General features: G+C 45.0%; 29 protein-coding genes. 8 read left to right on the plus strand and 21 right to left on the minus strand.

Annotated elements, in window-relative coordinates:
* Window positions 1–511 precede the first annotated feature (511 nt).
* Together QZ135_RS17215 and QZ135_RS17220 are read right to left on the minus strand one after the other, a co-directional pair.
* On the minus strand, window positions 512–1078 hold the full coding sequence (locus QZ135_RS17215; RefSeq protein WP_294611974.1) for a nitroreductase family protein: 567 nt from the start codon (window positions 1076–1078) through the stop codon (window positions 512–514).
* Window positions 1078–2202, minus strand: coding sequence for an HpaII family restriction endonuclease (locus QZ135_RS17220; RefSeq protein WP_294611977.1), 1125 nt, complete (start codon window positions 2200–2202; stop codon window positions 1078–1080). Before QZ135_RS17220 ends, QZ135_RS17215 begins: the two co-directional genes overlap by 1 nt.
* A gap of 125 nt (window positions 2203–2327) precedes the next feature.
* Here QZ135_RS17220 and QZ135_RS17225 point away from each other — a divergent pair, with 125 nt between their 5' ends.
* Window positions 2328–2537 carry a CDGSH iron-sulfur domain-containing protein gene (locus QZ135_RS17225; protein WP_294611980.1) on the plus strand — a complete coding sequence of 70 codons (210 nt, stop codon included), beginning with the start codon at window positions 2328–2330 and terminating at the stop codon, window positions 2535–2537.
* Between the two features lie 34 nt (window positions 2538–2571).
* Here the strand turns inward: QZ135_RS17225 and QZ135_RS17230 are convergent, their stop codons facing one another.
* Window positions 2572–3177: a YigZ family protein gene (locus QZ135_RS17230; protein WP_294611983.1), complete on the minus strand. Its 606-nt coding sequence runs from the start codon at window positions 3175–3177 to the stop codon at window positions 2572–2574.
* Window positions 3178–3360: 183 nt separating this feature from the next.
* Here QZ135_RS17230 and QZ135_RS17235 point away from each other — a divergent pair, with 183 nt between their 5' ends.
* Together QZ135_RS17235 and QZ135_RS17240 are read left to right on the plus strand one after the other, a co-directional pair.
* A complete protein-coding gene (locus QZ135_RS17235; protein WP_294611986.1) occupies window positions 3361–3969 on the plus strand; it encodes a hypothetical protein in 609 nt (202 codons plus the stop codon).
* Window positions 3970–3975: 6 nt separating this feature from the next.
* Complete coding sequence (locus tag QZ135_RS17240) at window positions 3976–5100, plus strand: glycerate kinase (RefSeq protein ID WP_294611989.1); 1125 nt, start codon at window positions 3976–3978, stop codon at window positions 5098–5100.
* On the opposite strand, the gene QZ135_RS17245 is transcribed toward QZ135_RS17240, so the two are convergent.
* Complete coding sequence (locus tag QZ135_RS17245) at window positions 5095–5667, minus strand: flavodoxin family protein (protein ID WP_294611992.1); 573 nt, start codon at window positions 5665–5667, stop codon at window positions 5095–5097. The two genes, QZ135_RS17240 and QZ135_RS17245, sit on opposite strands and share 6 nt — an antisense overlap.
* A 12-nt stretch (window positions 5668–5679) precedes the next feature.
* Complete coding sequence (locus QZ135_RS17250; protein ID WP_294611995.1) at window positions 5680–6081, minus strand: FKBP-type peptidyl-prolyl cis-trans isomerase; 402 nt, start codon at window positions 6079–6081, stop codon at window positions 5680–5682.
* A gap of 124 nt (window positions 6082–6205) precedes the next feature.
* Here QZ135_RS17250 and QZ135_RS17255 point away from each other — a divergent pair, with 124 nt between their 5' ends.
* Window positions 6206–6997 (plus strand): aspartate dehydrogenase domain-containing protein, encoded by a 792-nt coding sequence (locus QZ135_RS17255; RefSeq protein WP_294611998.1) that lies wholly within the window; start codon window positions 6206–6208, stop codon window positions 6995–6997.
* A 5-nt stretch (window positions 6998–7002) separates the two neighbouring features.
* Here QZ135_RS17255 and QZ135_RS17260 read toward each other — a convergent pair whose 3' ends face one another.
* The 4 genes from QZ135_RS17260 to QZ135_RS17275 form a co-directional block, all read right to left on the minus strand.
* Window positions 7003–7890 carry a D-isomer specific 2-hydroxyacid dehydrogenase family protein gene (locus QZ135_RS17260; RefSeq protein WP_294612001.1) on the minus strand — a complete coding sequence of 296 codons (888 nt, stop codon included), beginning with the start codon at window positions 7888–7890 and terminating at the stop codon, window positions 7003–7005.
* Window positions 7880–8122, minus strand: a complete 243-nt coding sequence (locus tag QZ135_RS17265) for a hypothetical protein (RefSeq protein ID WP_294612005.1) — start codon at window positions 8120–8122, stop codon at window positions 7880–7882. Before QZ135_RS17265 ends, QZ135_RS17260 begins: the two co-directional genes overlap by 11 nt.
* 49 nt (window positions 8123–8171) lie before the next feature.
* On the minus strand, window positions 8172–8345 hold the full coding sequence (locus tag QZ135_RS17270; protein ID WP_289124167.1) for a hypothetical protein: 174 nt from the start codon (window positions 8343–8345) through the stop codon (window positions 8172–8174).
* Window positions 8346–8480: 135 nt separating this feature from the next.
* A complete protein-coding gene (locus QZ135_RS17275; protein WP_007663356.1) occupies window positions 8481–8879 on the minus strand; it encodes a DUF6249 domain-containing protein in 399 nt (132 codons plus the stop codon).
* 143 nt (window positions 8880–9022) lie between these two features.
* Between QZ135_RS17275 and QZ135_RS17280 the strand changes: the two genes are divergently transcribed.
* Entirely contained in the window at window positions 9023–9571 is a 549-nt protein-coding gene (locus QZ135_RS17280; RefSeq protein WP_294612016.1) for an RNA polymerase sigma factor, read from the plus strand.
* A complete protein-coding gene (locus QZ135_RS17285) occupies window positions 9568–9939 on the plus strand; it encodes a hypothetical protein (RefSeq protein WP_294612019.1) in 372 nt (123 codons plus the stop codon). The genes QZ135_RS17280 and QZ135_RS17285 overlap by 4 nt, the downstream gene beginning before the upstream one ends.
* Window positions 9940–9999: 60 nt before the next feature.
* On the opposite strand, the gene QZ135_RS17290 is transcribed toward QZ135_RS17285, so the two are convergent.
* The 12 genes from QZ135_RS17290 to QZ135_RS17345 all read right to left on the minus strand — a co-directional run bounded on the left by QZ135_RS17290 (window position 10000) and on the right by QZ135_RS17345 (window position 22897).
* Complete coding sequence (locus QZ135_RS17290) at window positions 10000–11247, minus strand: DUF1015 domain-containing protein (protein WP_294612022.1); 1248 nt, start codon at window positions 11245–11247, stop codon at window positions 10000–10002.
* A gap of 24 nt (window positions 11248–11271) precedes the next feature.
* A complete protein-coding gene (locus tag QZ135_RS17295; RefSeq protein ID WP_294612024.1) occupies window positions 11272–11466 on the minus strand; it encodes a hypothetical protein in 195 nt (64 codons plus the stop codon).
* 2 nt (window positions 11467–11468) lie between these two features.
* The gene (locus QZ135_RS17300) at window positions 11469–12392 is read right to left on the minus strand and encodes an NAD(P)-dependent oxidoreductase (protein ID WP_294612027.1); all 924 of its coding nucleotides are present in this window, start codon (window positions 12390–12392) and stop codon (window positions 11469–11471) included.
* 110 nt (window positions 12393–12502) lie between these two features.
* On the minus strand, window positions 12503–13570 hold the full coding sequence (gene serC / locus QZ135_RS17305) for a 3-phosphoserine/phosphohydroxythreonine transaminase (protein ID WP_025832041.1): 1068 nt from the start codon (window positions 13568–13570) through the stop codon (window positions 12503–12505).
* A 275-nt stretch (window positions 13571–13845) separates the two neighbouring features.
* Entirely contained in the window at window positions 13846–15168 is a 1323-nt protein-coding gene (locus tag QZ135_RS17310; protein WP_294612031.1) for a DEAD/DEAH box helicase, read from the minus strand.
* A gap of 187 nt (window positions 15169–15355) precedes the next feature.
* Window positions 15356–16630, minus strand: a complete 1275-nt coding sequence (gene nqrF, locus QZ135_RS17315; RefSeq protein ID WP_294612034.1) for an NADH:ubiquinone reductase (Na(+)-transporting) subunit F — start codon at window positions 16628–16630, stop codon at window positions 15356–15358.
* Window positions 16631–16649: 19 nt separating this feature from the next.
* Window positions 16650–17276: an NADH:ubiquinone reductase (Na(+)-transporting) subunit E gene (gene nqrE / locus QZ135_RS17320; RefSeq protein ID WP_294612037.1), complete on the minus strand. Its 627-nt coding sequence runs from the start codon at window positions 17274–17276 to the stop codon at window positions 16650–16652.
* 101 nt (window positions 17277–17377) lie between these two features.
* Window positions 17378–18013: an NADH:ubiquinone reductase (Na(+)-transporting) subunit D gene (locus tag QZ135_RS17325; RefSeq protein WP_025832034.1), complete on the minus strand. Its 636-nt coding sequence runs from the start codon at window positions 18011–18013 to the stop codon at window positions 17378–17380.
* Between the two features lie 4 nt (window positions 18014–18017).
* Complete coding sequence (locus QZ135_RS17330) at window positions 18018–18704, minus strand: Na(+)-translocating NADH-quinone reductase subunit C (protein ID WP_294612041.1); 687 nt, start codon at window positions 18702–18704, stop codon at window positions 18018–18020.
* 14 nt (window positions 18705–18718) lie between these two features.
* Entirely contained in the window at window positions 18719–19888 is a 1170-nt protein-coding gene (locus QZ135_RS17335) for an NADH:ubiquinone reductase (Na(+)-transporting) subunit B (RefSeq protein ID WP_294612044.1), read from the minus strand.
* Between the two features lie 32 nt (window positions 19889–19920).
* Window positions 19921–21273: a Na(+)-translocating NADH-quinone reductase subunit A gene (locus tag QZ135_RS17340; protein WP_009128511.1), complete on the minus strand. Its 1353-nt coding sequence runs from the start codon at window positions 21271–21273 to the stop codon at window positions 19921–19923.
* Between the two features lie 223 nt (window positions 21274–21496).
* Window positions 21497–22897 carry a C1 family peptidase gene (locus QZ135_RS17345; protein WP_294612047.1) on the minus strand — a complete coding sequence of 467 codons (1401 nt, stop codon included), beginning with the start codon at window positions 22895–22897 and terminating at the stop codon, window positions 21497–21499.
* Between the two features lie 354 nt (window positions 22898–23251).
* Between QZ135_RS17345 and QZ135_RS17350 the strand changes: the two genes are divergently transcribed.
* Together QZ135_RS17350 and QZ135_RS17355 are read left to right on the plus strand one after the other, a co-directional pair.
* The gene (locus QZ135_RS17350) at window positions 23252–24457 is read left to right on the plus strand and encodes a BamA/TamA family outer membrane protein (RefSeq protein WP_294612050.1); all 1206 of its coding nucleotides are present in this window, start codon (window positions 23252–23254) and stop codon (window positions 24455–24457) included.
* Window positions 24458–24688: 231 nt separating this feature from the next.
* Complete coding sequence (locus tag QZ135_RS17355; protein ID WP_294612053.1) at window positions 24689–25885, plus strand: glycosyltransferase family 2 protein; 1197 nt, start codon at window positions 24689–24691, stop codon at window positions 25883–25885.
* The last annotated feature ends 15 nt before the right edge of the window (window positions 25886–25900 follow it).

Here is a 25900-nt window from a genome sequence, read left to right on the forward strand (position 1 = left end):
TGCTTCCATATGAATTTCTAATTTTAGAAGTGTCAACTTATTCAGTACACTACAAAGATTACGGTTGAAAAAGGGCTACACCATTTACCCGAAAGGGTATAACTATATGCCCCAGATGGTGTAGCCATGTGCTTAAAAGGGTGTAGCCCTACCGGATAAAAGGGTGTTTTGCCCGAAATATGAGCGTAAACTTCCTCAGAAAAGGATTTTATCCGCTACTTTCCGACGTATCCCGTTCATTTCCATCAAGTCTATTTGATAAAAAAATCACCTTAAACAGACATATTGAATCGTTTACAAGAATATCGCCATACAATATCTCCCCTGTTTCCCACATACGCTTTCTATTTGCATTTTCCCAATAAAGATTCCCTGCATTCTTTTTCGTCAAGCACCGCAAGAAGGCAAAACACTCAATCCAGACATCGTTATCTCATATCTCTGCACGAAACGAGAAATGACAAATAAATTCAGCAAATAGAAGTAAACAGGAAGAACAAACGAGCTCGTATCACTTAATAACCGTCACAGTGCCTTCCGCCAGTTTCTTTTCCTTCATCGGAGCGGCAGCAGCATAGCCTAAAGCGGCACAACCATATATGCGGTGATTTTCGGGGATGCCCAGCTTCGTCAGGAAAGCACGCACATCAGGATCATCACAAGTTTGTCCCAACTGGTTTATCCAGCAGGAACCGATGCCGAGCGACTTGGCTGCAAGGAAAATATTCTGCATGGCACAGGCGCAATCCATGCTTGCCCACCACTGTGTCGGTTCGTTGGAAACGATGATAAGCGTAGGCGCATGATAATAACAGCAATACGTCCGGCTATGTCCGCGTTCCTGCAAACGGGGTTCATCGCTCTTGGCAAAAGCACCTTTAATCTTTTCGTTCAGTTCTTCCAGTACAGCGCCATTCTGAATAGCGGTGAAATGCCACGTCTGGAGCCCCATACCACTGGGGGCATAAGTTGCCGCTTCCAGAATGGCGCTTAAATCTTCCTGCGAAATCTGTTGTTCTGTATAAGCGCGTACACTGCGACGCGACTTGATGGCTTTTAAAACTTCATTCATACGCATTATTTTTTTGTCAACCCAATCTTCACATTCAGTCTGAAATAATACACACCGTTCTCTTTTTCAAGGAAACCATACTTATCCTTATCTACCGAACCTTTCTCCAAGCGAGTGTTCAGGTAGAGGAAATCGGCAAACGTGTGGCGCTCCGATTGATGATAGCAAAGCACCTCCCCTGCCGCATTTACCAGCAGAATGCCTTCTACGGCAGAGTCCGTACCGCTATAAATCTTTGCCGGACGCATGCCCAGGGCAAGTGCCAACAAGAACTGCTTCATCTTAAACTCGTAGAAGCCGTGTTTGTTAATCAACTCATCTTTTATCTTCAGGGGATTTATCTCTTTGATGCGTTCCGTCAACTCACTGACGCGGGAAATACCGTCGAGGTGCATCATGCGCACCATCTCCGCCAACATACGGGGGAAGTGCAAATCAATCATCAGCAGGTTGCAACGGAACACGCGGTCCGCCACATCGGAGTATTTCAGCACTCCGCCCAGACGCTCAATCATCAACATGCGCTCTGTTACCTCTGTAGGAGATTCCGGCACAGCATTTATCTTGTTCACCGTAGGCGTAGCAAACTTGATGCCCGACTGTTCCAGTTTCAGGTTTGCCGTGCGCCCGCCATCCAGCAACGGGTTCATCGCACTGAGCCGGCAACGGACATTAAATCCCGTCAACGGTGCTTCAGCATGCCAGAAGGCAATGGAGAAGTCCGTTCGGTCTTCCGTCTTCGCCTCCAGGTCGTAGATGTTGATGGCATCCAGAAATCCTTCCAAACCTTCGGGAACTTCAACCATATCGGACCCGACAGTTGTTTTCAACAATTCAAGTATCAGCTCTGCCGCCCCGTCAAAGTCTTCACGGGGCACACATTGCTCTTCTTTATCAGATGCAACGAATGTAGCTGCATTCATCGCACCACTGACAATGCGAACATTTTCCTGTTCTATATAATAACGACGTGTGCCGTCATGCTCTTCCCTTTGTATCAGTGCCACGGGCCAGCCCTCCATTTCAACCCTGCGGGCTTGCGATGTGCCCAATGAAACTTTTCCGTCCGCCAACAGGCGAAAGAATGTGTAGAGTTCGCCCAACTCACGCTTTGTTGCTTCAAATGCCATATATCTATATCTTTTTTATAAATGTGCACAAAGATAAGGAAATCCATACAAAAAAAGTGAATGGACAAACTATTTCCATGCGCAAACGTTCTATTTGAAACGTTGAACATTTAAAACCCGATGATATGGAAAAAGAAGAAAAGACAGTAGCCATCACGGCTACACCCAACGGGCCTTTCATTGTAGAAGGCAATTTCAAGTTAATTGACCGGGAAGGGAAAGCAGAAGTACGGACAGGAAGAATCGCCTTGTGCCGTTGCGGACGCTCCTATAAACAGCCCTTCTGCGATGGTACGCACCGGAAAATCCACTATAACGATTTATCTTTGAAATAGACGTACCGGAGAGATTCTCCGGGGAGCTGAGACATTACGCATCTTCTTCGAAGCGCAATGTCTCTACTTTTTCCAGACGTGCTCTCAGCTTCGGCATCATCGACTTACGGATACGAAGCACCATGCGGCAATCCATATCATAGGACTGTTCCAGCATTTCCGGTTCTTCTTCCTTGACAATGCGCATCACGTCATTCATAAAAGGATATTCAAACAGGAATGCCACCGTTTCATCCACCGTTTTTTCTATAATCTCAGCAGCAGCTATCGCTTCGGCAGCAGCAGCTTTATAGGCGACAATCAGTCCGCTCGTCCCCAACTTGATGCCACCGAAGTAGCGGACAACGATAATCAGTATATCAGTCAGTTCGTTGGAATTAATCTGTCCCAGGATAGGTTTTCCTGCCGTACCGGAAGGTTCTCCGTTATCATTGGCACGGAAATCCTTACGTTCGGCTCCCAACATATAGGCGTAGCAGACGTGGCGGGCATCATAATATTTCTTCTGATAAGTTTCCAGATGCGATTTTACCTCATCGACAGTACGCACAGGCAAAGCGATAGCAATGAATTTGCTACGCTTCTCGGTGTAAATCCCTTCGGAAGGGGCGTTTATGGTTTTGTAGGTATCTTCACTCATGCTGCAAAGATAGGGATTATTTAACTTTTTTGCTCGAAAAAGAGCATAGATGTTTATCTTTATGATATATTTATTATATTTGTAAAACATAACAATAGGAAAAAACAGATTATGGGTATGTATCAGGATCTCATGCTTGTAATTTAAGAATAACAAGATCCTTTATTACTAATACTTATCGCTATGAACAACAAGCTGTTTACCTTCCTCGACCCTCTATTGGGGTACATCGACAATGGACGCTTCTTCCGTGAACCTTTCCGCTGGCTCTATGTCATCTTTGCCGTACTAAATCTGCTGTTTCCTATTGCAATACTGGTGAAAGTCATTGACATGGGTTTCTTCAAGTTTGCTAAAGGGAAAGCAATCTTTGCTTTTATTCTGATATTTATTATTCTATGCGGTGGTGCATGGGGCAGTTATCTGCTTTGGATGAACCGGAAAAATAAATTGAAAGACATTATTCAAGAAAACAACGAATTCATCGCTATCCCTGTCGTATCCCATCTGACACAGACAATAGGTGAATGGCTCGGAATTTATATCGGTGTTATTGGTACGCTCTGCTCACTGATTATCGCACTCTTTGCGGCCAATGAGTTACAATATATCATGCCGGTATCTACAGGTATCTTCTTCCTCATGCCGATATACGGTTTCCTGATTGTTGTATTTGCCCGACTGCTTGCAGAGCTATATCGCGCTTTGGCAGTTATTGCCAATAACACCAAGAAGTTAGCAAAAACAGAAACAATAGTTGAAGATAAACTGGAAGATATAGAAGAAGTTTAAAGATAAATGAAGAAAGTAGTCATAGCCATTGACTCCTTTAAAGGATGTTTACCCTCGGCAGAGGCTGGAAAAGCTGCTGCCGAGGGTATTCGTTCCGTATACCCGAAATGTGAGATTCTTTGTCTGCCCATAGCCGATGGTGGTGAAGGGATGTTGGATGTCCTGATTGCGGCAACAAACGGACAAATGATTCATATCTCTGCTCACAGTCCTCTCATGGAGTGGCATGATACTTATTATGGCATTTCGGAAGACGGGAAAACAGCTTTCATAGAAATGGCAAGTATCAGCGGCTTACCTTTAGTTCCGCCGGAGAAAAGAAATCCAATGTTGACTACCACTTATGGCACCGGTGAACTTATCCGTAATGCATTGGAGCGCGGTTGCCGCAACTTTATCATTGGCATCGGTGGCAGTGCAACAAATGATGCCGGACTTGGAATGCTTCAGGCATTAGGATTCCGGTTCTTAGACAAAGAAGGAAAAGAATCAGGAATCGGTAACGGAGAATCATTGACCAAAGTGGACACAGTAGATATTACCCACATTCATCCGGCATTGAATAGCTGTCATTTTACGGTTGCCTGCGATGTACAAAATCCATTTTATGGTCCGGAAGGTGCTGCATATGTCTTTGCACCCCAAAAGGGAGCAGACAGGAAAATGGTAGAAATATTAGATGCAGGATTGCGACACTTTGCAGAAGTGACCCGCCATGCAACAGGAAAAGATATTTCCAATTACCCCGGAGCAGGTGCTGCCGGAGGTATGGGAGGTAGTTTGCTGGCTTTCCTGAATGCAGAACTGAAACCCGGTATACAACTGCTGTTGGATACACTTGATTTCAGCAATAAAATAAAGGGAACCGATTTAATTATCACTGGGGAAGGTAAAGCCGATAAGCAAACATTGATGGGTAAAGTACCTTCGGGGATACTCGCTGAGGCTCGTCGACAAGATATTCCGGTCATCTTGCTGGCAGGCAAAGTAGAAGATGCAGCAGAATTACAACAAGCGGGATTTCAAGGAGTATTCTCTATCAATCCCCCATTTTTATCATTAGAGCAAGCCATGCAACCGGATGTTGCACGTAAAAACATCCAACAGACGGTAGAAGCTATTTTTCTATAGCTTATGTACTACTTTACGACAACGTTTTATTTCCCGCTCCGTCAATCCGGGATGTTGTTTCGTTCCGCCTTTTTCAATGGCTGAAACGACTTTAAAACCGCTCCATTTCAGAATCTCCTTTAATGCTTTCACTACTCCTCTCGTCTGGTTGAAAAATATATTAAAAGGATACGGGGTGGTACAGGTACTTACAATAACCGCTTTCTTCCCTTTATGCAAACCGATAGGAATACCTCGTGAAGTCTCCCCCATCATGCCATACACCATACGGTCGAACATCACTTTCAGTTGTCCGGGTAGATTTCCCCAATAACAGGGAGCACCAATAATCAAAGCATCGGCCTCTTCTATCTGTTTCAAAACCCGTTGCGCATCATCTTCCGGCAGACAACACTTCAATTTTTCACGGCAACTCATGCATCCGATACAAGGACGAATACTCAAGTCGGCCACCCTTATAACAGAAACATCACCACCGTTGCCCTTAGCTTCTGCTTCCATCCATTGCAGCATTTTCGAAATATGTCCCTGCTTGCGGGGACTTCCGTTGATTATTAATATTTTCATAACTATACGGTATTACGCAATTCCCAATAACTTAACCTCAAATATTAAAGTGGAAAAAGCAGGAATAGGTCCACTGGCACGTGTACCGTATCCCATTGTATAGGGAATATAAACAATCCAATAATCTCCTACATGCATTCGTTGCAGGGCTATCTGCCAGCCTTCAATAACTTCATTCAGACGAAAAGCCTCAGGGCAATTCCGCTTCCAGGAGTTATCAAACTCACGGCCGTTTATCAGAGTGCCCCTATAGTGTACCGTCACGATGCTATTCAAGCGGGGAGTATTGCCATCGGTACCCTCTTCCAATATCCGATATAAAATGCCACAGGGTAACTCCTTTATATCTCCCTCTGTACGCAATGTTTCCAGATAACTTTCATTCTGTAACTTGTATGCTTCTTTTCTTCCCATATCTTATTATTAATTTAGTGTCTTCTGCTCTGCAAAAGTACAACATTTATAATAGCTGCCCAAAAACGGACTAAGCTCATATCATGATTTTGGAGATTATATGAATAAGCGGTATCTTTGCCCCATGAAAAAATTAGTTATTGTCGGATGTGGACGACTCGCCGGAATAGTTTCGGATGCAGTTGTCAATGGCTTGTTGCCTGATTATGATTTGATAGGAGTATATTCACGTACTGCAGAAAAAGCTGAACGCATTGTTACTAAAATGCAGCAACATGGAAAATCCTGTGTGGCATGCACTACCCCTGAAGATTTACTGGCACTAAAGCCGGATTATCTGGTAGAAGCAGCCTCTCCTGCTGCCATGAAGGAGTTTGCATTGCCCGCCTTGAAGAACGGTACTTCCATCGTCACCTTGTCTATCGGCGCACTGGCAGACACAGCTTTCTACCAGGAAGTGATAGAGACAGCCCAAGCAAATGGTACGCGTGTATACATCGTGTCCGGGGCTACCGGCGGATTTGATGTGCTGCGCACAGCCTCTCTGATGGGAAATGCAACCGCCAAGTTTTTTAATGAAAAGGGTCCTAATGCTTTGAAAGGAACTGCCGTATATGATGAAGCTCTGCAAACGGAACAACGTGTCGTTTTCTCAGGAAATGCCACTGAAGCCATCGCCATGTTCCCGACTAAAGTCAATGTAGCCGTTGCCGCCTCACTGGCTTCCGTTGGTCCCGAAAATATGCAAATGTCTATGCAGTCCACCCCCGGATTTGTGGGAGATACGCAAAGGGTAGAAATAAAAAATGACCAGGTTCATGCCGTAATCGATGTGTACAGCGCCACGGCTGAAATAGCAGGGTGGTCTGTGGTGAACACCCTGCTCAATATTACATCACCGATTGTATTTTTCTGATTCTATTAGCGGCAGTTATATGCTTCTATATTGGCCAGTACCTTCTCGCTCAGGCGGTCAAACGCCTGACGGGTGCGGCCTGTAGATACCTGCATACAGCGGACATGCGGATGGCTTAAAAGATGTACTCCGCCTAAAGCCCCCACTGTATCACAGAAACAAAGGTTATCCCCTTGCAACCACTTTACGAACGCAGGCTCGTCCCACGCTGGAGACAGCCCGGTATTGAACAATATCTTTTTATTTCCAAGTTGTCCGAACTCGGTCTCATGCAACAGTACTGTATTCTTATTGAGACAGCAGAAAACAACCTCGCTTTGGACAAGAAGTTCCTCCAACGGTAAGAAACGATATCCTTTGGCAACCGCATCCTCTTTTTCACTACGGGCAAAGTAGGCGATATCCGCCCCAAAGAATTTCAATGCATCGGCAATCATACCACCGGACTTGCCTAGTCCTATAACACCCACTTTCAGCCCTGTAATCTCCCGGGGCATTTCCTCCCACGGTTCCTGACCGAATCCATGCAGACAACGTACCAGTTCACTGACTACATATTCCACAACACCTTCATCACCATAATCCCGGATACCGGTTACAGTGATTCCCCGTTCGCTTGCATAACGAATGTCCACATTGGCACTCTCGGGCGAATATAATGAACAACACATGCCGATATATTTAATATCCAAACACTTTTCCAGCACACTCCTGTTTATCTGGGAAGTATAACTCAGAAGCACAGCATCGGCGTCTCCGATACGCGCTACAATTTCATCATCCCCTGCCGGAACATCAGGGTACATCACTACCTCTTCTGCATACGAATGCAGTGCTTTTTCTGCTGACGGAATCAGACTTACGGGTTCTATTGCTACAAGTTTACGAAACATAATTTTTTGATTTTAGAAACGGCGAAGTTAACAAAAAGAGTGATATAAAACAAAAAGAGCTGCCATCGATGATACGTGACAACTCTTTCTTACTATCTTTACGACAATACTTCTTCTTGTTTTTATGCGGACGGTCCTTTGCAATCCAACGCCCGCCATTGCGTTCCAGCTCTATCAAGCGGTTCGCTTCCTTGAATGCTGATATGGCATCCCTGCGTTTCTTTGTTTTCATTGTTCTATAAACTTTAAATGCGTTGCAAAGATAGTCAATAAAAACAAAACTATCCTCTGCTGCCCAAACTATTCTTATCCGGGTTTATTTCGGAAACCATATTGCGCACTTCCTTCTTATCGACCTTGGAATATAATCCCAATTGTCGTCCAGGTAATGTTTCTTCAGCATTTTTCTGCATCTTGCTCTTATCTTCGAGAGCCTTTTCTTCTTTTTTATCCATATTCTTATCTGGTTTAGGTTATTTACTAATATAGTAACACACAGATAATCCTTAAGGTTCTCTCTTAACGCAAAAAAGAGTTGCCAATGACTGACAACTCTTTTTTATCATAAGAAAATTCCTAAATTCCAGCGATTATTTCTTACTGAGCTTCAACTCTGCAATAAAGGCTGTGATAAGCCCGATACCTCCAAACGAAAGCACGCAAGCTCCATAAACCAAGGATACCGTCTCACGATAAACTCGCCAGTTGTCCACATCCTTATCCAAGTATCCGGGAATTGCCGACGTGCAAATTACAAAGCCTATCAACAATCCCAATCCCATGCCCACCAGCAGGCATCCTAATTTCAATGCCGAGAAAGAAAAATTGCCATAAAGTTTCGGCATACAAGCCACATCCGGGACATACTTATCCCCCATCTTCTCAATCAGCATCAGGCGCTCCTTCTTACATACAAACAATTCAAACAGTTTGTAAATTCCTAAAGTAATGATTGCCATAATCGTAGGCACCATAATAAAATCCATCATATTCGTTTCGTTTTAAATTAGTATTTTTGTTCCTTTGTACACTTTAGACGCAGGCTTCTTTGTGAGGTTACACATTCTGCGAAAAAAAATATTTCTTTCCGGATTCTGTAACCTTATATATAGAGTTGCGTCTAAAGAGCAAAATGGAGAATAACGAAACACATATTATCCGACGAATATTGAAAGGAGAAACTGCTCTGTACGAAAACTTTTTGAATCAGTACGGTCAACAGGTATTTTCCCTGATTGCCCGCATCATCTGCAATCAGGAAGATGCCGAAGAACTGACGCAAGACGTTTTTCTGAAAGCGTTCCAGCACCTCTCTTCTTTCAAAGCCGAAAGCTCTTTTTCCACATGGATATATTCCATTGCTTATAATACGGCTATTTCGGCTGCCCGTAAAAGGAAATTTGATACCTTTGCCATGGATGATATGTTACTCGCCAATATCTCGGAACAGCAGGTTGATGAAACACTGAACGACGAAAGTGAAGAAATGATTATCAAACTAAACAGAGCCATAGAAAAACTGAACTCTGACGAACGTGCCTTGATTACTCTATTCTACTATGAAGAAAAGACGATGAATGAAACCGCCCTGATTCTGGGCCTGACAGAAAGCAATGCAAAAGTAAAATTGCATCGCATACGCAAAAAGATATATGTACTCATTAAACAAGAGGAAGTATGAACGAAGAACAAAAAGATAAAGGACTGAAAAGAGCCGTAAAAGAGGAAAACGGATTTCGCCTGCCTTCCAACTTTGCTTACCGCACCATGAGGAAGGTGGAAGAGGCTATACGTCTGCGGGAAAAGAAATCGGAACGAAGAACTTTATTTGCCACAATAGCTGCTTCTGTATTCTTAGTAGGGTGTTGCATTGCCGGATTAGCCACTTACTTTGGCGATGTCATCAGAGAAGCCTTCACTCCTACGGCGAACCTGAAACCTGACAATATTCAGATACCGGCATTCTGGGTGCTGATACTTATTACAATTCCGTTGTTTGTCCTGTTCGACCGATGGATGAGAAAACGATATTACAAGCATCATTCTTAAAAAGAAACGAGGATGTCCGTCGAAAGGAACATCCTCGTTTTTCTTTTTCACATAATAGTTTTAATCCAATTTGTGGATAACCAGTCCCGAACGTAATTTCGGTTCAAACCACGTTGTTTTGGGAGGCATGATGTTGCCTGTATCTGCAATGTCCATCAACTGTTTCATGCTGACCGGATAAAGTGCCAAAGCTACCTTCATCTCGCCACTATCCACCCGTTTCTTCAACTCGCCCAGGCCACGGATACCACCGACAAAATCAATACGTTTATCAGAGCGGAGGTCTTTTATACCGAGTACTTCATCCAGAATAAGATTAGAAGAAATAGTAACATCCAGTACGCCAATCGGGTCATTATCATTATATGTGCCCGGTTTAGCTGTCAGACTATACCACTTGCCATCCAAATAAAGGGAGAAATTATGCAAAGCGGAAGGTTTATAAATATCCGCTCCTTTCTCCTCAACCGTGAAGTTCTTGCTGACAGCAGCCAGGAACTGCTCCGGTGTCAAACCGTTCAAATCCTTAACAACACGGTTATAGTCGATAATTGTCAGTTGGTTGGCAGGGAAGCAAACTGCCATGAAGTAGTTATATTCTTCGTCTCCGGCATGATTAGGATTCTGCTTGGCTTTCTCAGCTCCTACCAAAGCGGCGGCAGCACTACGGTGGTGTCCGTCGGCAATATAGAGGGCAGGCATCTTAGCAAATTCCTTAGTGATTGCATCAATATCTTCCTGCTTATTGATAATCCAGAAAGTATGACCAAAACCATCACCGGGAGCGATAAAGTCATATACCGGCTTTCCGGCTGTATAATGAGCAATAATAGCATCCAGAGTAGCATTATCAGGATATGCAAAAAACACCGGTTCGATATTGGCATTGTTCACGCGGACATGCTTCATACGGTCTTCTTCCTTATCACGGCGGGTCAGTTCATGCTTTTTGATAACGCCATTCATATAATCGGGAACATAGGCACCAACTACCAGACCATACTGCGTCTTCCCGTTCATGGTCTGCGCATAGACGTAATAGTTTTCTTTATCATCTTGCACCAGCCAACCTTTGTCCTGAAACATCCGGAAGTTCTCGGCAGCTTTTTGATAAACACATTCATCGTGTTCGTCAGTACCTACCGGAAAATCTATTTCGGGTTTAATGATATGATACAAAGATTTTTCGTTTCCTTTCGCCTCTTCACGCGCTTCTGCCGAGTTCAGCACATCGTATGGACGGGAAGCAACCTGTTCCACCAGGTTCTGCGGAGGACGAACTCCTTTAAAAGGTTTAATTATAGCCATAAGTCAAGGTGTGTTTTTAATGGATTATTGAGATTTCTTTTTCATGAAATGCACTATCAAATAGATGGCACTACCTACTATCAGCACAACAGATACGCCCTCGCAAAAGCCGAGGGCGAAATCTGAAAGTTCTTTTCTGAGTATACTGCTCAATGCAAATATACCGGCACCTATCGTCAGATAGATTACTGCAAATTTATAGGCAGTTTTACTATTCATTCTTATTTCTTATTAACGCGGAATTTCTCACAACCGTCTTTCAGGAAGCCTACAATCTGCTGAGCGGCAGCAATACCTGCATTGATATTAGCTTCGGCAGTCTGTGCACCCATCTTCTTCGGCGTAGAGAAGTAGCGTCCTGCAAACTTTGCTGCGAATGTTTCGTTGGCAGCAGGCATGATGTCGGTCATGTACTTGAGGTCAGCACGTTCTTCCATCAGTTGAATCAATTCTGTTTCGTTGATAACCTCTTTACGGGCTGTATTCACCAATACGCCACCCTTCGGCATCTTGTTCACCAAAGCATAATTGATGGAGTTCTTAGTTTCGGCAGTAGCCGGAATGTGCAATGAAACAACATTGCAAGTAGAGTAAAGCTCTTCGGCAGAATCAACCGCCTTTACGCCGTCTTTTTCAATCACTTCTTTCGGACAGAAAGCATCGTAAGCATAGATTTCCATACCAAAGCCTTTGGCTACACGGGCCACATTGCGACCTACGTTACCATAAGCGTGAATACCTAACTTCTTACCTTTCAGTTCCGTACCAGAAGTACCATTATACATATTGCGGACAGCCATCACCAGCAGACCGAAAACAAGTTCAGCTACGGCATTAGAGTTTTGTCCCGGAGTGTTCATTACACATACTCCATGAGCAGTGGCAGCTTCCAGATCTACATTATCGTAACCCGCACCTGCACGTACCACAATCTTCAATTCTTTGGCAGCATCCAACACTTCGGCATCTATGATGTCACTACGAATAATAATGGCATTAACATCCTTCACAGCGTCCAGCAACTGGGCTTTCTCTGTATATTTTTCCAGCAAGGCAAGTTCGTAACCTGCGGCTTCAATCTCTTTGCGAATACCGTCTACAGCTACTTTAGCGAACGGTTTATCGGTTGCAATTAATACTTTCATGATTCTTATGATATTAAAAAAAGACTCACCACAGAGGACACAGAGTACACAGAGTTTTTTATTTATTATCCTCTGCGATCTCTGTGTACTCTGTGGTGAATATAATATTATTAATGAAGTTTTTCAAATTCCTGCATACAGTCAATCAAAGCCTGTACGCTTTCTTTCGGCATAGCGTTGTAGCAAGATGCACGGAAACCACCTACTGAACGATGTCCTTTGATACCTACCATACCCTTTTCAGTAGCGAACTTCATGAAGTCAGCTTCCAGTTCTTTGTATTCGGGAGCCATCACGAAGCAGATGTTCATACGTGAACGGTCTTCCTGAGCGGCAGTACCTACGAACATTTTGTTACGGTCGATTTCAGCATACAGCATGTCAGCCTTTTCTATGGCACGGCGTTCCATTTCTTTCACACCACCCTGTGCCTTGATCCAGCGCAAAGTCTGCAATGCAGCATAGATAGGAACAACCGGAGGAGTATTGAACATAGAACCGCTGTCGATATGGGTCTGATAGTTCAGCATCGTCGGGATATAACGGGATACCTTACCCAAAGCGTCATTCTTCACGATAACGAATGTTACGCCGGAAGGAGCCAGATTCTTTTGTGCACCACCATAGATACAGATATATTTAGACACGTCGATAGGACGGGAGAAAATATCAGAAGACATGTCAGCAATCATCGGAACATTTACATCCAGATCTTCCTTGAGTTCAGTACCATAAATAGTGTTGTTGGTGGTGATATGGAAGTAATCAGCATCAGCAGGTACAGTGTAATCTTTAGGGATATAAGTATAAGTAGACTCTGCGGAAGAAGCGACTTCAACTACTTCACCGAATGCTTTGGCTTCTTTCATGGCCTTCTTGGCCCATACACCTGTGTTCAGGTAAGCAGCTTTCTTTTCGAGGAAGTTGAAGGGGATCATGCAGAATTCCAAACTGGCACCACCGCCCAAGAACAATACCGAATACCCTTCAGGGATATTGAGTAATTCTTTGAATAGTGCCACGGCTTCGTCCACAACGGGTTGGAAGTCCTTAGCACGGTGGCTGATTTCCATCAGTGAGAGACCTGAGCCATTGAAATCGAGAATAGCTTTTGCCGTATCCTCAATTACCTCACGAGGAAGAATAGAAGGTCCTGCATTGAAATTATGCTTTTTCATTTGAAGTTTGTTTTGGTTATACAATTTCGTTCATTAATGTCTTTCGACTTTGCGAAATTACGGAAATATTTCTTTAAAACAAACCTTTCATAATGAAATTCTATTTTTACACCGCATTTAGCTTACTTTTTTATGGTTTATACAGGATATATGCACCATTTTGTTATCCATACTTATCAAGAACCCTACTTTTGGAGAAACTAAAAGTAATGCGGATTTATTACTTCACATTCAAAACTATAAACGCAAGAAAAGTGAATATTTATAAGAAAAGACTACTTTGCTTCCTCAATTATCGTCTTCATACCCTTAATTTTCTCACCACGTATCAAGGTAAGCAACTGTTTCATTTTACTGCGGCGGACAGCTACAAAAGCATAGTGCTCTTTCACATCTACCTGTCCTACATCTTCACGCGCCATTCCACCTTTCTTATATAGGAAACCGACGATATCTATTTTATTCAGTTTATCCTTTTTTCCTTTACCTATATATAAGGTAGCCCAACGGGGCTTGGCAGGCTTTGGAAGTACTTCCGGAAATTCGAAAACTTCGATGTCTTCGGGGATATATTCAGGAATACGCTCTTCGGCATGCAAGATGATATAGGAATTCCCATCCGCTTCCCAACGTGCCGTACGTCCGTTGCGGTGTGTATAGGCTTCTTCGTTCACCGGTAGATGGTAGTGAACTACGTTCTCAATGCCGGGAATATCCAGTCCACGGGCAGCAAGGTCGGTAGAAATCAGTACAGCACAACTACCATTGCGGAATTTATAGAGTGCACGTTCACGGTCGGGTTGCTCCATACCGCCATGAAACATATCACAAGGAAATTTCTTTGATTGCAGATATGCTGTTACCCGTTCCACACTTTCGCGATAGTTGCAGAACACAAGGGTTGAATGATGTCCGAGTGTGCAAAGCAGATCATACAAAGTTGCCAGTTTGTCTTTCTCCGGAGAAAGGACTTTATGAAGCCGCAAGCGTGGCGCAAGGGCTTCCGGATCAAGGAAATCAAGCTTGATAAGTTGAGAATCATCCCCTACTCCGGCAAACTGAGGAATTTCTTCTGCATCCGTTGCCGAAAGCAATATTCGTTTTCGTAATGAAGGCAACTGCCCTATAACTTCCGCCATCTCATCATGAAAACCGAATTCGAGGCATTTATCAAACTCGTCTATTACTAATGTGGTGGCAGTGTTCGCATCAAAGTTTTCTTTCCGCAGGTGGTCGTTCATTCGTCCCGGTGTGCCGATGATAACTGAGGGATTGATGCCTTTCATCGTCCGGTGTTCCTCCATAGCAGGACGACCACCGTAACAGCTCATTGCCTTAAATGGAGTTCCCATAGATTTGAAAACTGTTTCAATCTGCAACGCCAGTTCGCGCGAAGGCACCAGAACAACAGCCTGCACACCTTGCACTTCCGCCTTCAGCGATTGCACCAATGGAAGAAGAAAAGCCAATGTCTTGCCCGATCCTGTGGGCGAAAGCAATACTAAATCTTTGTTTTCACGATAAGCCTCCCGCGTTGCCTCTTGCATCGGGGTGAGTTGTTCTATTTGCAGATTCCTGAGTATATCTTGAATTTCCATAATGATTTTTTCTATGACGAGCCAAAGATAATGCAATTTGAGTGCAGAACTTTCATGCTTACATGAAAAAGTTATGCCGAAATGCAGCTTATCTTATCAAAAGATAACAAAAAAACTCCTGCGTAGCCGTAGCCATGCAGGAGTTTTCTAAAATATCGAAGTCTTTTATAAACTTTGAAGTTTCAGCTTATCCGCCAAAGTTATCGAACATCAGGTTCTGAGCCGGAACGCCAAGATCGTCGAGCATCTTCTCAACAGCCTTCGACATCGGGCCAGGACCACACATGTAGTATTCGATATCTTCGGGAGCTTCGTGATCTTTCAGATAAGTTTCGTAAATCACCTGATGAACGAAGCCTGCTGTATACTTCACGCCCGCTGCATCGGCTGCCGGATCGGGACGGTCCAGTGCAAGATGGAACTTGAAGTTCGGGAAATCCTTTTCAATTTGCAGGAAGTCTTCCAGATAGAACACTTCGTTCAATGCACGTGCACCATAGAAGTAGTTCATCACACGGTCTGTAGTGTGCAGCGTCTTCGTCATATGCATAATTTGTGCACGCAACGGAGCCATACCGGCACCACCGCCTACCCACATCATTTCCTTCTTAGAGTCGAATATCGGGTGGAAGTCTCCATAAGGACCGCTCATAATTACTTTATCACCCGGTTTCAAGGTGAAGATGTAAGAAGAAGCAATACCTGCAGGTACGTCCATAAATCCCGGACCTTGATCTTTCGGCTTAAACGGAGGCGTAGCAATACGCACCGTCAGCATGATACGGTCACCCTCGGCAGGGTAGTTGGCCATAGAGTAGGCACGAATGGTTTCTTCTTCGTTCTTACACTTCAAGCCCAGCAAGCCGAACTTCTCCCATGCCGGCAGGTATTCGTCACCAATCAGGCTCTTATCAATGTCCTTATCATAATCCATTGAGTATTTAGGTATCTTGATCTGTGCATAAGAACCCGGGATGAAGTCCATATGTTCGCCCTTAGGCAACGCAACGATGAACTCTTTGATGAACGTAGCCACGTTCTTGTTGGAGATAACCTCGCACTCCCACTCTTTTACACCGAGCACAGACTCGTCAATCTTGATGCCCATGTCGCTCTTCACTTTCACCTGGCAACCCAGACGCCAATGGTCTTGTACCTGTTTGCGACTGAAGTGAGGAACTTCGGACGGCAGAATTTCGCCACCACCATCCAGCACCTGGCATTTACACTGTCCGCAAGAACCCTTACCACCACAAGCGGAAGAAAGGAATACACCGTTCATAGACAACGTATTCAGCAACGTGGAACCGGACTCTACGTCCAGCACATTGTCGCCGTTGATAGTCAGTTTTACATTACCCGAGGGTACCAGGAAATTCTTGGCAACCAACAGGATAACGACAAGCAGCAGAATAACCACCAGGAATACTCCAATGCTCGCTAATATTAAATTTATATCCATTGTTTTATTCCTTTCTTTATTAGATGTTCAAACCAGAGAAACACATGAATGCCATTGCCATCAAGCCTACTGTAATGAACGTGATGCCCAAGCCTTTCAGCGGAGCAGGAACGTCAGAGTAAGCCATCTTCTCGCGGATAGCCGCCAAACCTACGATGGCGAGCAACCAACCGATACCGGAACCCAGTGCGTAAGAGATAGCATCCCATATATCACCGATATATTTCGGATCGCTCTCACCTACATTGATGCGTTGCTGCATGAAGAGCGAAGCACCCATGATGGCACAGTTCACAGCAATCAATGGCAGGAAGATACCCAGTGAAGCATACAGCGACGGGCTGAAACGCTCTACAATCATCTCCACCAACTGCACGATACCGGCAATTACGGCAATGAAAAGAATAAAACTGAGGAAGCTGAGGTCAACGCCCGGAATGATAGCGTTAGCAGCCAGCACCTTGGTCTGCAACAAATAGTTGACCGGAAGCGTAACCACCAATACGAAAGTAACGGCGATGCCCAGTCCTACGGCAGTCTTCACGTTCTTGGATACAGCCAAGTAAGAGCACATACCCAGGAAGAACGCAAATATCATGTTGTCCACAAAGATGGAGCGGACAAATAAACTTATTAAATGTTCCATAATTCTTTGAATTAAGAATTAAGAATTAAGAATTAAGAATTTCTATGCAGCGCCATAGTGCCGCCAATTCTTCATTCATCATTCTTCATTCTTCATTTATATTACTTTTCTTGCAACTCTTTGTGACGTGCACGCTGATACCAGATGATGCAAGCGCAGATAATCAACGCCATCGGCGGCATCAGCATCAAGCCGTTGTTCACATAACCTATATTCGTCAACCATTCGTGGTTCAGGATGTTGAAGCCGAGCAACGTACCGGAACCCAACAGCTCACGGAAGAAAGCTACGATAATCAAAATCTTGGCATATCCCAAACCATTACCTATACCATCAAGGCAGGATTCCCAAGGACCGTTCTGCATGGCAAATGCTTCCAGACGTCCCATCAGGATACAGTTTGTAATAATCAAACCTACATAAACGGAAAGCTGTACGCTTACGTCGTAAGCAAACGCTTTCAGGATTTCACTCACAATGGTTACCAGGGCGGCTACCACAACCAACTGAACGATGATACGGATACGGTTGGGGATAGTCTTGCGCAGCAACGAAATCACCACATTGGCAAAAGCCGTAATCACTGTTACCGAAAGCCCCATTACGATGGCGGGTTCCAGCTTGGCAGTTACAGCCAGTGCAGAACAGATACCCAGCACCTGTACGGTAACGGGGTTGTCCATACCCAGCGGATTAGAGAATACTTCTCTGTTTTTCTTCGAAAATAACTGTCCCATATCCTTATTCCTCATCATTATTGGTTAAAAAACTCTTGTAACTATTCAGACAAGTTTTCAGCATAGCATCCACACCTACAGAAGTAATCGTACCGCCGGAGATACCGTCCACCTGAAACTCAGGTTTCTCTACCTTGCCGTTTTTCACAACACCCAGGGCAACTTCACCGTTATCCAGTGTCTTCTTGCCCAGGAATTCATCCTGAAAGTGTTGACCTGCGATTTCAGCACCCAGACCCGGAGTTTCACTGGCATGAGAGAAGTAAACACCGTAAACGGTATCCTTATCACTGTTCAGTGCAACATAACCCCAGATGGCGCCCCAAAGACCAGCACCGTAAACAGGGAATACATATTTCGTTTCTCCGTCCACTTCTGCCACGAATACGTGCAGGCGTTGGTGTTCTTTAGCTTCTTTTTCGTAACCGGTAGCAAATGCGCCTGTGTTTTCGGTCAATGTACCGTCCACGTTCATCAGCATGTCTCCCTTTACATATTTATTATATTCAGCCTCGGCATCCGCAACATTCTTAATGTTCAATGCAGCAAGGATTTGCTTCTTCGTATCCAGTTCCACGTTTTTATCCTGAATGCTTCTCAGTGAGGAACTAACGAATGCCAGCAAGAATGCAACGATAACAACCATTACCGAAGCATAAATGATAGTATAACTATTACTATTGGTATTCATTTTCTTCGGGTATTTTAATTGTTAGACTTGATTGCACGTTTCTCGCGGCGGCTGATGTTGCCCTGTACTACACAGTAGTCAATCAGCGGAGCAAAGATATTCATCAGCAGGATGGCGAGCATCATACCTTCGGGGTAACCGGGGTTCAGTACACGGATCACGATGGCCATGACGCCAATCAGGAAACCGAAGATATACTTACCCGTCTCGGTACGTGCCGAAGTTACGGGGTCGGTAGCCATGAACACGGCACCAAAACAGAAACCACCCAGCACGAGGTGTTCGTACCAAGGCATCTGAGCCATCGGAGTGTCAGGACCAACTGTGTTGAACACCCAAGCCATGAATGCACCACCTACGAATACGGAGAACATCGTCTTCCAGCTTGCAATGCCCGTTACCAGCAACAGGATAGCACCGAGGGCAATGGCAATTACACTCGTCTCACCAATAGAACCCGGTATCAGCCCCGTCACCATATCCCAGGAGAAAGGCGGAACGGCACCTGTAGTGGCAGCTTCACCCAAAGGAGTAGCTACGGTCAATCCGTCAACAGCCTGTCCCATGCCGAAGATAGAATCACCCGATACCCATACGGCATCACCGGACATCTTGGTGGGATATGCGAAGAACAGGAATGCACGGGTAATCAAGGCAACGTTGAATACGTTCATACCCGTACCACCGAACACTTCCTTAGCAAAGATTACAGAGAATGCAGTAGCCACTGCCAGAATCCACAGCGGACAATCCACCGGAACAATCATAGGGATAAGGATACCGGAAACAAGGAAACCTTCCTGGATTTCTTCTTTCTTCCATTGAGCCACAACAAACTCAATACCCAAACCTACTACATAAGATACAATGATTTTTGGCAATACAGCCAGGAAACCGTAGGCAAACAATTCGATAAAGCTACCAGTAGCGCCGGTAGCATGGAAATGCTGATAACCCACGTTATACATACCGAACAACAACGCCGGTATCAACGCAATGACCACCATCGACATAATGCGTTTGCTGTCGATAGCGTCGTGAATGTGCGTTCCCGATTTCGAAGTCCTGTTGGGGACGAACAGGAATGTCTCGAATCCGTCGAACACAGACTGGAATGCGTGGTATTTACCGCCCTCTTCAAAGTTCGGCTTTATCTTGTCGAGATAATTTCTTAACGCTTTCATTTTTAATTTTTAATTCTTAATTTTTAATTGAATTACGCCATTTCAGCACGAAGCATGTCGAGCCCGGCACGAACAATACGTTGAACTTCTACCTTTGAAGAGCATACAAATTCGCAAAGGGCAAAATCCTCGGGAGCTACTTCGTAGATGCCCAGGGCCTCCATGCGGTCGATGTCGCCTGCAATGATAGCCTTCACCAGATATTCGGGGAAGATGTCCATCGGGAATACCTTGTCGTACTCGTTGGACATAATCATGTGGCGTTCGCCGCCTTTGACACGTGCATCAAGTACATACTCCTTGTTCTTGCCCATCAACCAGCTAAAATAGGAATGATTTACGCTGAACTGATCGAAACGCGGCATAATCCAACCTGCCATTTCATGGATGTCGTCACCTTCGGGAATTACTGTCAGCTGACTGTCGAAAGCGCCGAGGAAGCCGTTCGGGCTTACCTGTTTACCTGTAAGTACATTGCCGCTGATGTAGCGCAAGTCTCTGCCTGTGGTCACATTTCCACTGAATACGTTTGTCAGCAGGGCGCCTACTTTCAGTTTGCAGTATGCAGGTTTCAACACTTCGGAACCTGTCACAGCTACTTTACGCGTCATGTCCACACGACCAGTGTTGAACAGACGACCGATGAAGATGACTGCTTCCGCACCGATTGTCCACACGGTTTCACCCTTCACGATAGGGGAAATGTGGTTTATCTGTACGCCTACATTTCCGGCCGGGTTCGGTCCGTCAAATGCGGTAATCGTCACATTCTTGGCTTGCGTCAACGCTGCTGCCTTTTGTTTCACACTAATACTCAGATACGTCTTTGCCATCTTGGCAAGAGCGTCAAGTCCTGTCTGGAAGTTTGCTTCCTCGCCTTTCAGGGCGAACTCGAAATCGGGTGCCAGCGGGTTACTGTCGAAGGCTGAAATGAAGATGGCTTTCGGATACATCGTAGGGTCAGCAATCACGTCGTAGGGACGCTGACGGATGAAAGCGAACATACCTGCTTCCAGCAATGCAGCTTTCACTGACTCACCGTTCAGGGCATTCACGTCCTTCTTACCGAATTCTTCATAGTCTTGCTCAGCAGCAGCTTCAACGACAATGTTCAGCACTTTGCGGCGTGCACCGCGCTCCACGCTTGTCACTACGCCGCTTACGGGCGAAACAAATTTCAATTCAGGATGATTCTTGTCGATAAACAAGGGTCCTCCGGCCATCACATATTCCTGTTCTTTGACCACCACTTTCGGAGTGATACCCGTGAAATCCTCGGGAACCAATGCGTAGAATCCCGGCTCTTTCACAGACTTTAACTCCTGAGCAGCTTTGCCTTTCAGGTTGATGTCAAGGCCTTTACGTAACTTAATTACATTTGCCATGCGTTTATATAAAATAATGGTTTCATTAATTTGCCGCAAAAGTAGCAAAAAAGAACGTGAATAAAGAGCAAAAAAGAAAGGAATTACGGATAAATTTCCGCAATTCCTTTCGTTAACGAGCACGACAACAATAGGGCTACTGAAAAGGGGCTAAAATAGTATGCCACTGCAATAATTCGGTTTGCCCTTGCAATAATTTTATTAGCCCTTGCAATAATTATTTCTAATTTTCTTCCGCAAACATCGGATCCCATGCCGGCAGACGGATAGGCTTCTGCTTGAATATATCCATCACTTTGGCAGACACATATTTGGTTTCCAACACCAGACGGAACATATATTCGTTGAACCATTCGTCAGTCATAATCAGGTGTCCCTGGTAACCGCTTGCGGGACCCCAACTGTTCTCCACCATCCACTTCACAGGCTGTCCGTCCTGATTCAAGTCCACTGCCATGAGGGTCATTGCATGGCTGGAGCCACTGGAAAAGGTTTGGATACGCTGTTTCTTATCCATGCCGAAAGTGGTGCCCATCAATGATTCGTAATCATAGTTTTTCACATCGAGCAGTCCACGCTCTGAGTTCAGGAACTTGCCCACATCGCAGGAAAAATACATCATGGTACTGTCTTTCAGGGAGGCGATGGCCATTTCCTTGATGTCCTCTACAGGCAGGTTGACATATGTCCAGTTCTTGCCGTCATAGCGGTGGCGGTCATAGTCTATCTCATAGCATTTGTAGTACTCACGGGTAGGGTCGTTCATCACCATCACGTAGTTGGTCAGCAGGTTTTCGTCACCATATTTTTTCAGGAAAGACATCGGGGTATGATGTTCTGTTTCTGCGGGATTGCCTTTGGCATCTTTGCGTACATAGTCAAATTCCGTGGGCGGAACTCCAAGATTCAACACTAGCATGCGATAGATGGTGCCGAGCATCGTTGTTTTTTCCTTATTCAGCGCGTCAGGTTTTGCCCCCTTGGAAGCAAGGTCACGCAACTGTAATCCGTATTCTTTCAGTTTCAGGGAAATGAGGTTTGCCATGCGCGCCGTATTATCGCTACTGTTCGTTTCCGGCATCGCCTCTTTAGGCACCAGACCATATTTGCTGACGATATCGGCAACCCCCGTAAACGTTCCTCCATCGCTCAACGGATGCTGAAAAAGCCATTCCACAGTCTTGTCAGTCATCGGACTCTTGCTTGTGTCGATTACACCTTGCAGGAAAAGGTTCGCTTTCTCCAACTGGTCCCAGAAGAAAGGATAAATCTCCGAAAATTCAAAAGACTGGAAGCCATATTGGGCAATAGTCTTGGCACGCATCACGTTCAGCCCAGTGAAAAGCCAGCAACGACCGGAAGATTTTTGGTCTGTAATTCCTTTGGAGTTTACTTTCACGGAAAAATGAGTATCCATACCTGTCAGATTCTCCTGATTAAGGGCCAGTTTGCGGATGTCGTTGTTGCCAATAGCGTTGCGCAAGGCCTTATCGGCGGTAGTCCCCTGGTAACTCTGTTTAATCTGGTTCAGCATGGTTTCGCTGATACCACCCTTCCCGTCTTGTGCCTGCATGGAAAACAAAGCGGCACTGAAAACAAAAACTGATAAAATTCGTTTATTCATGAAATAATAGTTTTATGTTATTTATTCAAGTTTCACAAGCAAGAAATCTGCCTCTCAATACATCCGGATCGAGACAGGTCCGTAGCATCTCCGTAGCAAGTCCGTGCCTGCTCCGTATCTTCTCCGTGTCTGCTCCGTATCTTCTCCGTACTATCTCCGTGCCTATAACATACGGAGATAGTACGGACTTGGTACGGAGCAGATACGGACCGGATTAGGTTTTGTTTACCTTATGAGGTGATGCAAATTTAATTGCTTTTTTGAAACTTTTAGTAAATTCTTTAGATTTATTGTCAATTGAATTGAAAACTTATCCAAATAAATTAGTTTTCTTTGCACCCTCATTCGTATGATATGAAGAAATATATAATAGGTATTGTAATGTTACTGCTCTCAGTGACAACCCTTTCCGCTCAGGAAATAACGAACTTGGCTACCAGCAATGACACAACCCCGGCATTGACCAAACGTGAATTACGGAAACAAAAGGTAGCAAAGCGAAATCTGCATTATAACATCTTGGGTGGCCCCAGCTACACTCCCGACTTTGGCGCCGTACTTGGCGGAAGTGCCCTGATGACGTTCCGTATGAATCCCAGTGACACCACACAATTGCGTTCCGTGGTTCCCGTAGCCATTGCTTTCCTGTTCAATGGCGGAATCAACCTCTTCTCCAAGCCCCAGCTTTTCTTCAAAGGCGACCGCTTCCGCATCTTCGGAAAGTTTGCTTACAAGAATACGGAAGATAACTTCTATGGATTAGGCTATAATACGAACAAAGATTATGTCCGCAGCGACACCACCAGCCAATACCGTTACAGCGGCATACAGTTCAACCCCTGGTTTCTGTTCCGCTTGGGCAACAGTAATATATTTGCCGGTCCGCAGATAGACATCAACTATGACGACATCACGGAACCTGCCAAGCATCTGGTGGACGAGCCTTCCTACAAAGCTGCGGGCGGAACCAGCAAAGGATATACTAACTTCAACTCCGGCGTCGGCTTCCTGCTGACTTACGACAGTCGTGACATTCCGGCCAACGCATATCGGGGCATGTATCTCGATTTCCGAGGTATGATGTACACTAAATTCCTTGGAAGCGATGATAATTTCTATCGCCTGGAGATAGATTACCGCCAGTATAAGAGTCTGGGTAAGCGCAGGGTACTTGCCTGGACGGCCCAGAGTAAAAACGTATTTGGTGACGTGCCGTTGACGCAATACGTACTTACAGGAACTCCCTTCGACCTGCGCGGCTATTACATGGGACAGTACCGTGATAAATCCTCTCATGTTGTCATGGCAGAATACCGCCAGATGATAAATACCGACAAAAGCACTTGGGTGAAACGTATGCTGAACCATGTAGGTTTTGTGGGTTGGGCAGGTTGCGGTTTCATGGGGCCTACTATCGGCAAGATAGAGGGTGTGCTGCCCAATTATGGCTTAGGATTGCGCATTGAGGTGCAACCTCGTATGAATGTACGTCTTGACTTGGGTAGAAATACAGTCAATAAGCAGATGTTGTTCTACTTCAATATGACGGAAGCGTTTTAATTCTTTTCTATACGGATTTGAATCAGTTACGAGCTACAGGCTACAAGCTACAAGTGCCTTTCGGAACATAGCACAGCTACTTGTAGCTTGTAGCCTGTAGCTCGTAACTTTATTCCTTTCCGTTCAGTTATAAATCATAATTCTTCCCCTTTTCTTGCAGTAATAAAAGATTATCTATATATTTGGGCATTATTTTTTGTTTACCTTAAACAAAACTGAGGACATCATGCCATGAGAACTTTCGAGATATTATTCTGGATAAGCCTGTTTATCGTATTCTACACCTACATAGGATATGGAATTGTATTGTACATTCTGGTCAAAATTAAAGAAACTTTTCGTAAACCGGTACACTACCCCATGCCTCCCGATGCGGAATTACCTGAACTTACCCTTTTCATAGCCGCCTATAACGAAGAAGACGTTGTAGATGAAAAGATGCAAAATTGTCTGGAGTTGGATTATCCCGCAGAAAAGTTACAGATATACTGGGTCACGGACGGCAGCAACGACCATACTAACGAACGCCTCGCACGCTGGCCGCAAGCCACCGTACTGCACCAACCCGAACGCCAAGGAAAAACCGCTGCACTCAACCGGGGCATGAAATTTGTGAAAACTCCCCTTGTCATATTCACCGATGCCAACACACACCTGAACCGGGAAGCCTTGCGTGAAATAGTTCACGCCTTTGCCAACCCCAAAGTGGGCTGCGTGGCAGGCGAAAAACGCATTGCCATGCAAACCAAGGACAATGCCGCATCGGGTGGAGAAGGCATCTACTGGAAATACGAATCCACCCTGAAAGCTCTCGACTCACGTCTCTACTCCGCCGTAGGTGCTGCCGGAGAACTATTCGCCGTGCGCAGCGAATTGTTTGAAGACATGCGGACGGATACATTGCTCGACGATTTCATTCTCTCCCTGCGCATCGTCATGCGCGGCTACACCATTGCCTATTGTGCTGCCGCCTATGCCACTGAAAGTGGTTCGGCAGATATGCAGGAAGAGGAAAAACGCAAGGTGCGCATTGCAGCCGGAGGTTTACAGTCCATCTGGCGGTTGCGCCCGTTGCTGAATCCCTTCCGTTATGGTGTACTCAACTTCCAATATGTGTCCCATCGTGTCCTGCGGTGGTCCATCACTCCTATCCTATTATTCCTGTTGCTACCCCTCAACGTAGTGTTGCTCTTCACAAGTACCCAACCGCTATTTTACGCCGCCATCCTGGGGCTGCAAATATTGTTCTACCTGATGGGCATCTGGGGATACATCCTCTCACGGAGACACATCAAGAATAAATTACTCTTTATCCCTTACTACTTTCTCTTCATGAACGTCAACGTAATAAGGGGATTCCGCTACCTGAGCAAGCGCAAAGGCAATAAAAGCGGAGCCTGGGAAAAAGCACGAAGGGCAGGCCGGTAAAAAAGCACCTACCCA

Origin of the sequence: uncultured Bacteroides sp., assembly GCF_905207245.1 — a bacterium.
In the GTDB taxonomy this organism is placed as follows: domain Bacteria; phylum Bacteroidota; class Bacteroidia; order Bacteroidales; family Bacteroidaceae; genus Bacteroides.

Excerpts from the sequence above, each read along its gene's own strand:
- QZ135_RS17215 (WP_294611974.1), bottom strand. The coding sequence starts at position 1,078 with ATGCGTATGAATGAAGTTTTAAAAGCCATCAAGTCGCGTCGCAGTGTA.
- QZ135_RS17220 (WP_294611977.1), bottom strand. The coding sequence starts at position 2,202 with ATGGCATTTGAAGCAACAAAGCGTGAGTTGGGCGAACTCTACACATTC.
- QZ135_RS17225 (WP_294611980.1), top strand. The coding sequence starts at position 2,328 with ATGGAAAAAGAAGAAAAGACAGTAGCCATCACGGCTACACCCAACGGG.
- QZ135_RS17230 (WP_294611983.1), bottom strand. The coding sequence starts at position 3,177 with ATGAGTGAAGATACCTACAAAACCATAAACGCCCCTTCCGAAGGGATT.
- QZ135_RS17235 (WP_294611986.1), top strand. The coding sequence starts at position 3,361 with ATGAACAACAAGCTGTTTACCTTCCTCGACCCTCTATTGGGGTACATC.
- QZ135_RS17240 (WP_294611989.1), top strand. The coding sequence starts at position 3,976 with ATGAAGAAAGTAGTCATAGCCATTGACTCCTTTAAAGGATGTTTACCC.
- QZ135_RS17245 (WP_294611992.1), bottom strand. The coding sequence starts at position 5,667 with ATGAAAATATTAATAATCAACGGAAGTCCCCGCAAGCAGGGACATATT.
- QZ135_RS17250 (WP_294611995.1), bottom strand. The coding sequence starts at position 6,081 with ATGGGAAGAAAAGAAGCATACAAGTTACAGAATGAAAGTTATCTGGAA.
- QZ135_RS17255 (WP_294611998.1), top strand. The coding sequence starts at position 6,206 with ATGAAAAAATTAGTTATTGTCGGATGTGGACGACTCGCCGGAATAGTT.
- QZ135_RS17260 (WP_294612001.1), bottom strand. The coding sequence starts at position 7,890 with ATGTTTCGTAAACTTGTAGCAATAGAACCCGTAAGTCTGATTCCGTCA.
- QZ135_RS17265 (WP_294612005.1), bottom strand. The coding sequence starts at position 8,122 with ATGAAAACAAAGAAACGCAGGGATGCCATATCAGCATTCAAGGAAGCG.
- QZ135_RS17270 (WP_289124167.1), bottom strand. The coding sequence starts at position 8,345 with ATGGATAAAAAAGAAGAAAAGGCTCTCGAAGATAAGAGCAAGATGCAG.
- QZ135_RS17275 (WP_007663356.1), bottom strand. The coding sequence starts at position 8,879 with ATGATGGATTTTATTATGGTGCCTACGATTATGGCAATCATTACTTTA.
- QZ135_RS17280 (WP_294612016.1), top strand. The coding sequence starts at position 9,023 with ATGGAGAATAACGAAACACATATTATCCGACGAATATTGAAAGGAGAA.
- QZ135_RS17285 (WP_294612019.1), top strand. The coding sequence starts at position 9,568 with ATGAACGAAGAACAAAAAGATAAAGGACTGAAAAGAGCCGTAAAAGAG.
- QZ135_RS17290 (WP_294612022.1), bottom strand. The coding sequence starts at position 11,247 with ATGGCTATAATTAAACCTTTTAAAGGAGTTCGTCCTCCGCAGAACCTG.
- QZ135_RS17295 (WP_294612024.1), bottom strand. The coding sequence starts at position 11,466 with ATGAATAGTAAAACTGCCTATAAATTTGCAGTAATCTATCTGACGATA.
- QZ135_RS17300 (WP_294612027.1), bottom strand. The coding sequence starts at position 12,392 with ATGAAAGTATTAATTGCAACCGATAAACCGTTCGCTAAAGTAGCTGTA.
- serC (WP_025832041.1), bottom strand. The coding sequence starts at position 13,570 with ATGAAAAAGCATAATTTCAATGCAGGACCTTCTATTCTTCCTCGTGAG.
- QZ135_RS17310 (WP_294612031.1), bottom strand. The coding sequence starts at position 15,168 with ATGGAAATTCAAGATATACTCAGGAATCTGCAAATAGAACAACTCACC.
- nqrF (WP_294612034.1), bottom strand. The coding sequence starts at position 16,630 with ATGGATATAAATTTAATATTAGCGAGCATTGGAGTATTCCTGGTGGTT.
- nqrE (WP_294612037.1), bottom strand. The coding sequence starts at position 17,276 with ATGGAACATTTAATAAGTTTATTTGTCCGCTCCATCTTTGTGGACAAC.
- QZ135_RS17325 (WP_025832034.1), bottom strand. The coding sequence starts at position 18,013 with ATGGGACAGTTATTTTCGAAGAAAAACAGAGAAGTATTCTCTAATCCG.
- QZ135_RS17330 (WP_294612041.1), bottom strand. The coding sequence starts at position 18,704 with ATGAATACCAATAGTAATAGTTATACTATCATTTATGCTTCGGTAATG.
- QZ135_RS17335 (WP_294612044.1), bottom strand. The coding sequence starts at position 19,888 with ATGAAAGCGTTAAGAAATTATCTCGACAAGATAAAGCCGAACTTTGAA.
- QZ135_RS17340 (WP_009128511.1), bottom strand. The coding sequence starts at position 21,273 with ATGGCAAATGTAATTAAGTTACGTAAAGGCCTTGACATCAACCTGAAA.
- QZ135_RS17345 (WP_294612047.1), bottom strand. The coding sequence starts at position 22,897 with ATGAATAAACGAATTTTATCAGTTTTTGTTTTCAGTGCCGCTTTGTTT.
- QZ135_RS17350 (WP_294612050.1), top strand. The coding sequence starts at position 23,252 with ATGAAGAAATATATAATAGGTATTGTAATGTTACTGCTCTCAGTGACA.
- QZ135_RS17355 (WP_294612053.1), top strand. The coding sequence starts at position 24,689 with ATGAGAACTTTCGAGATATTATTCTGGATAAGCCTGTTTATCGTATTC.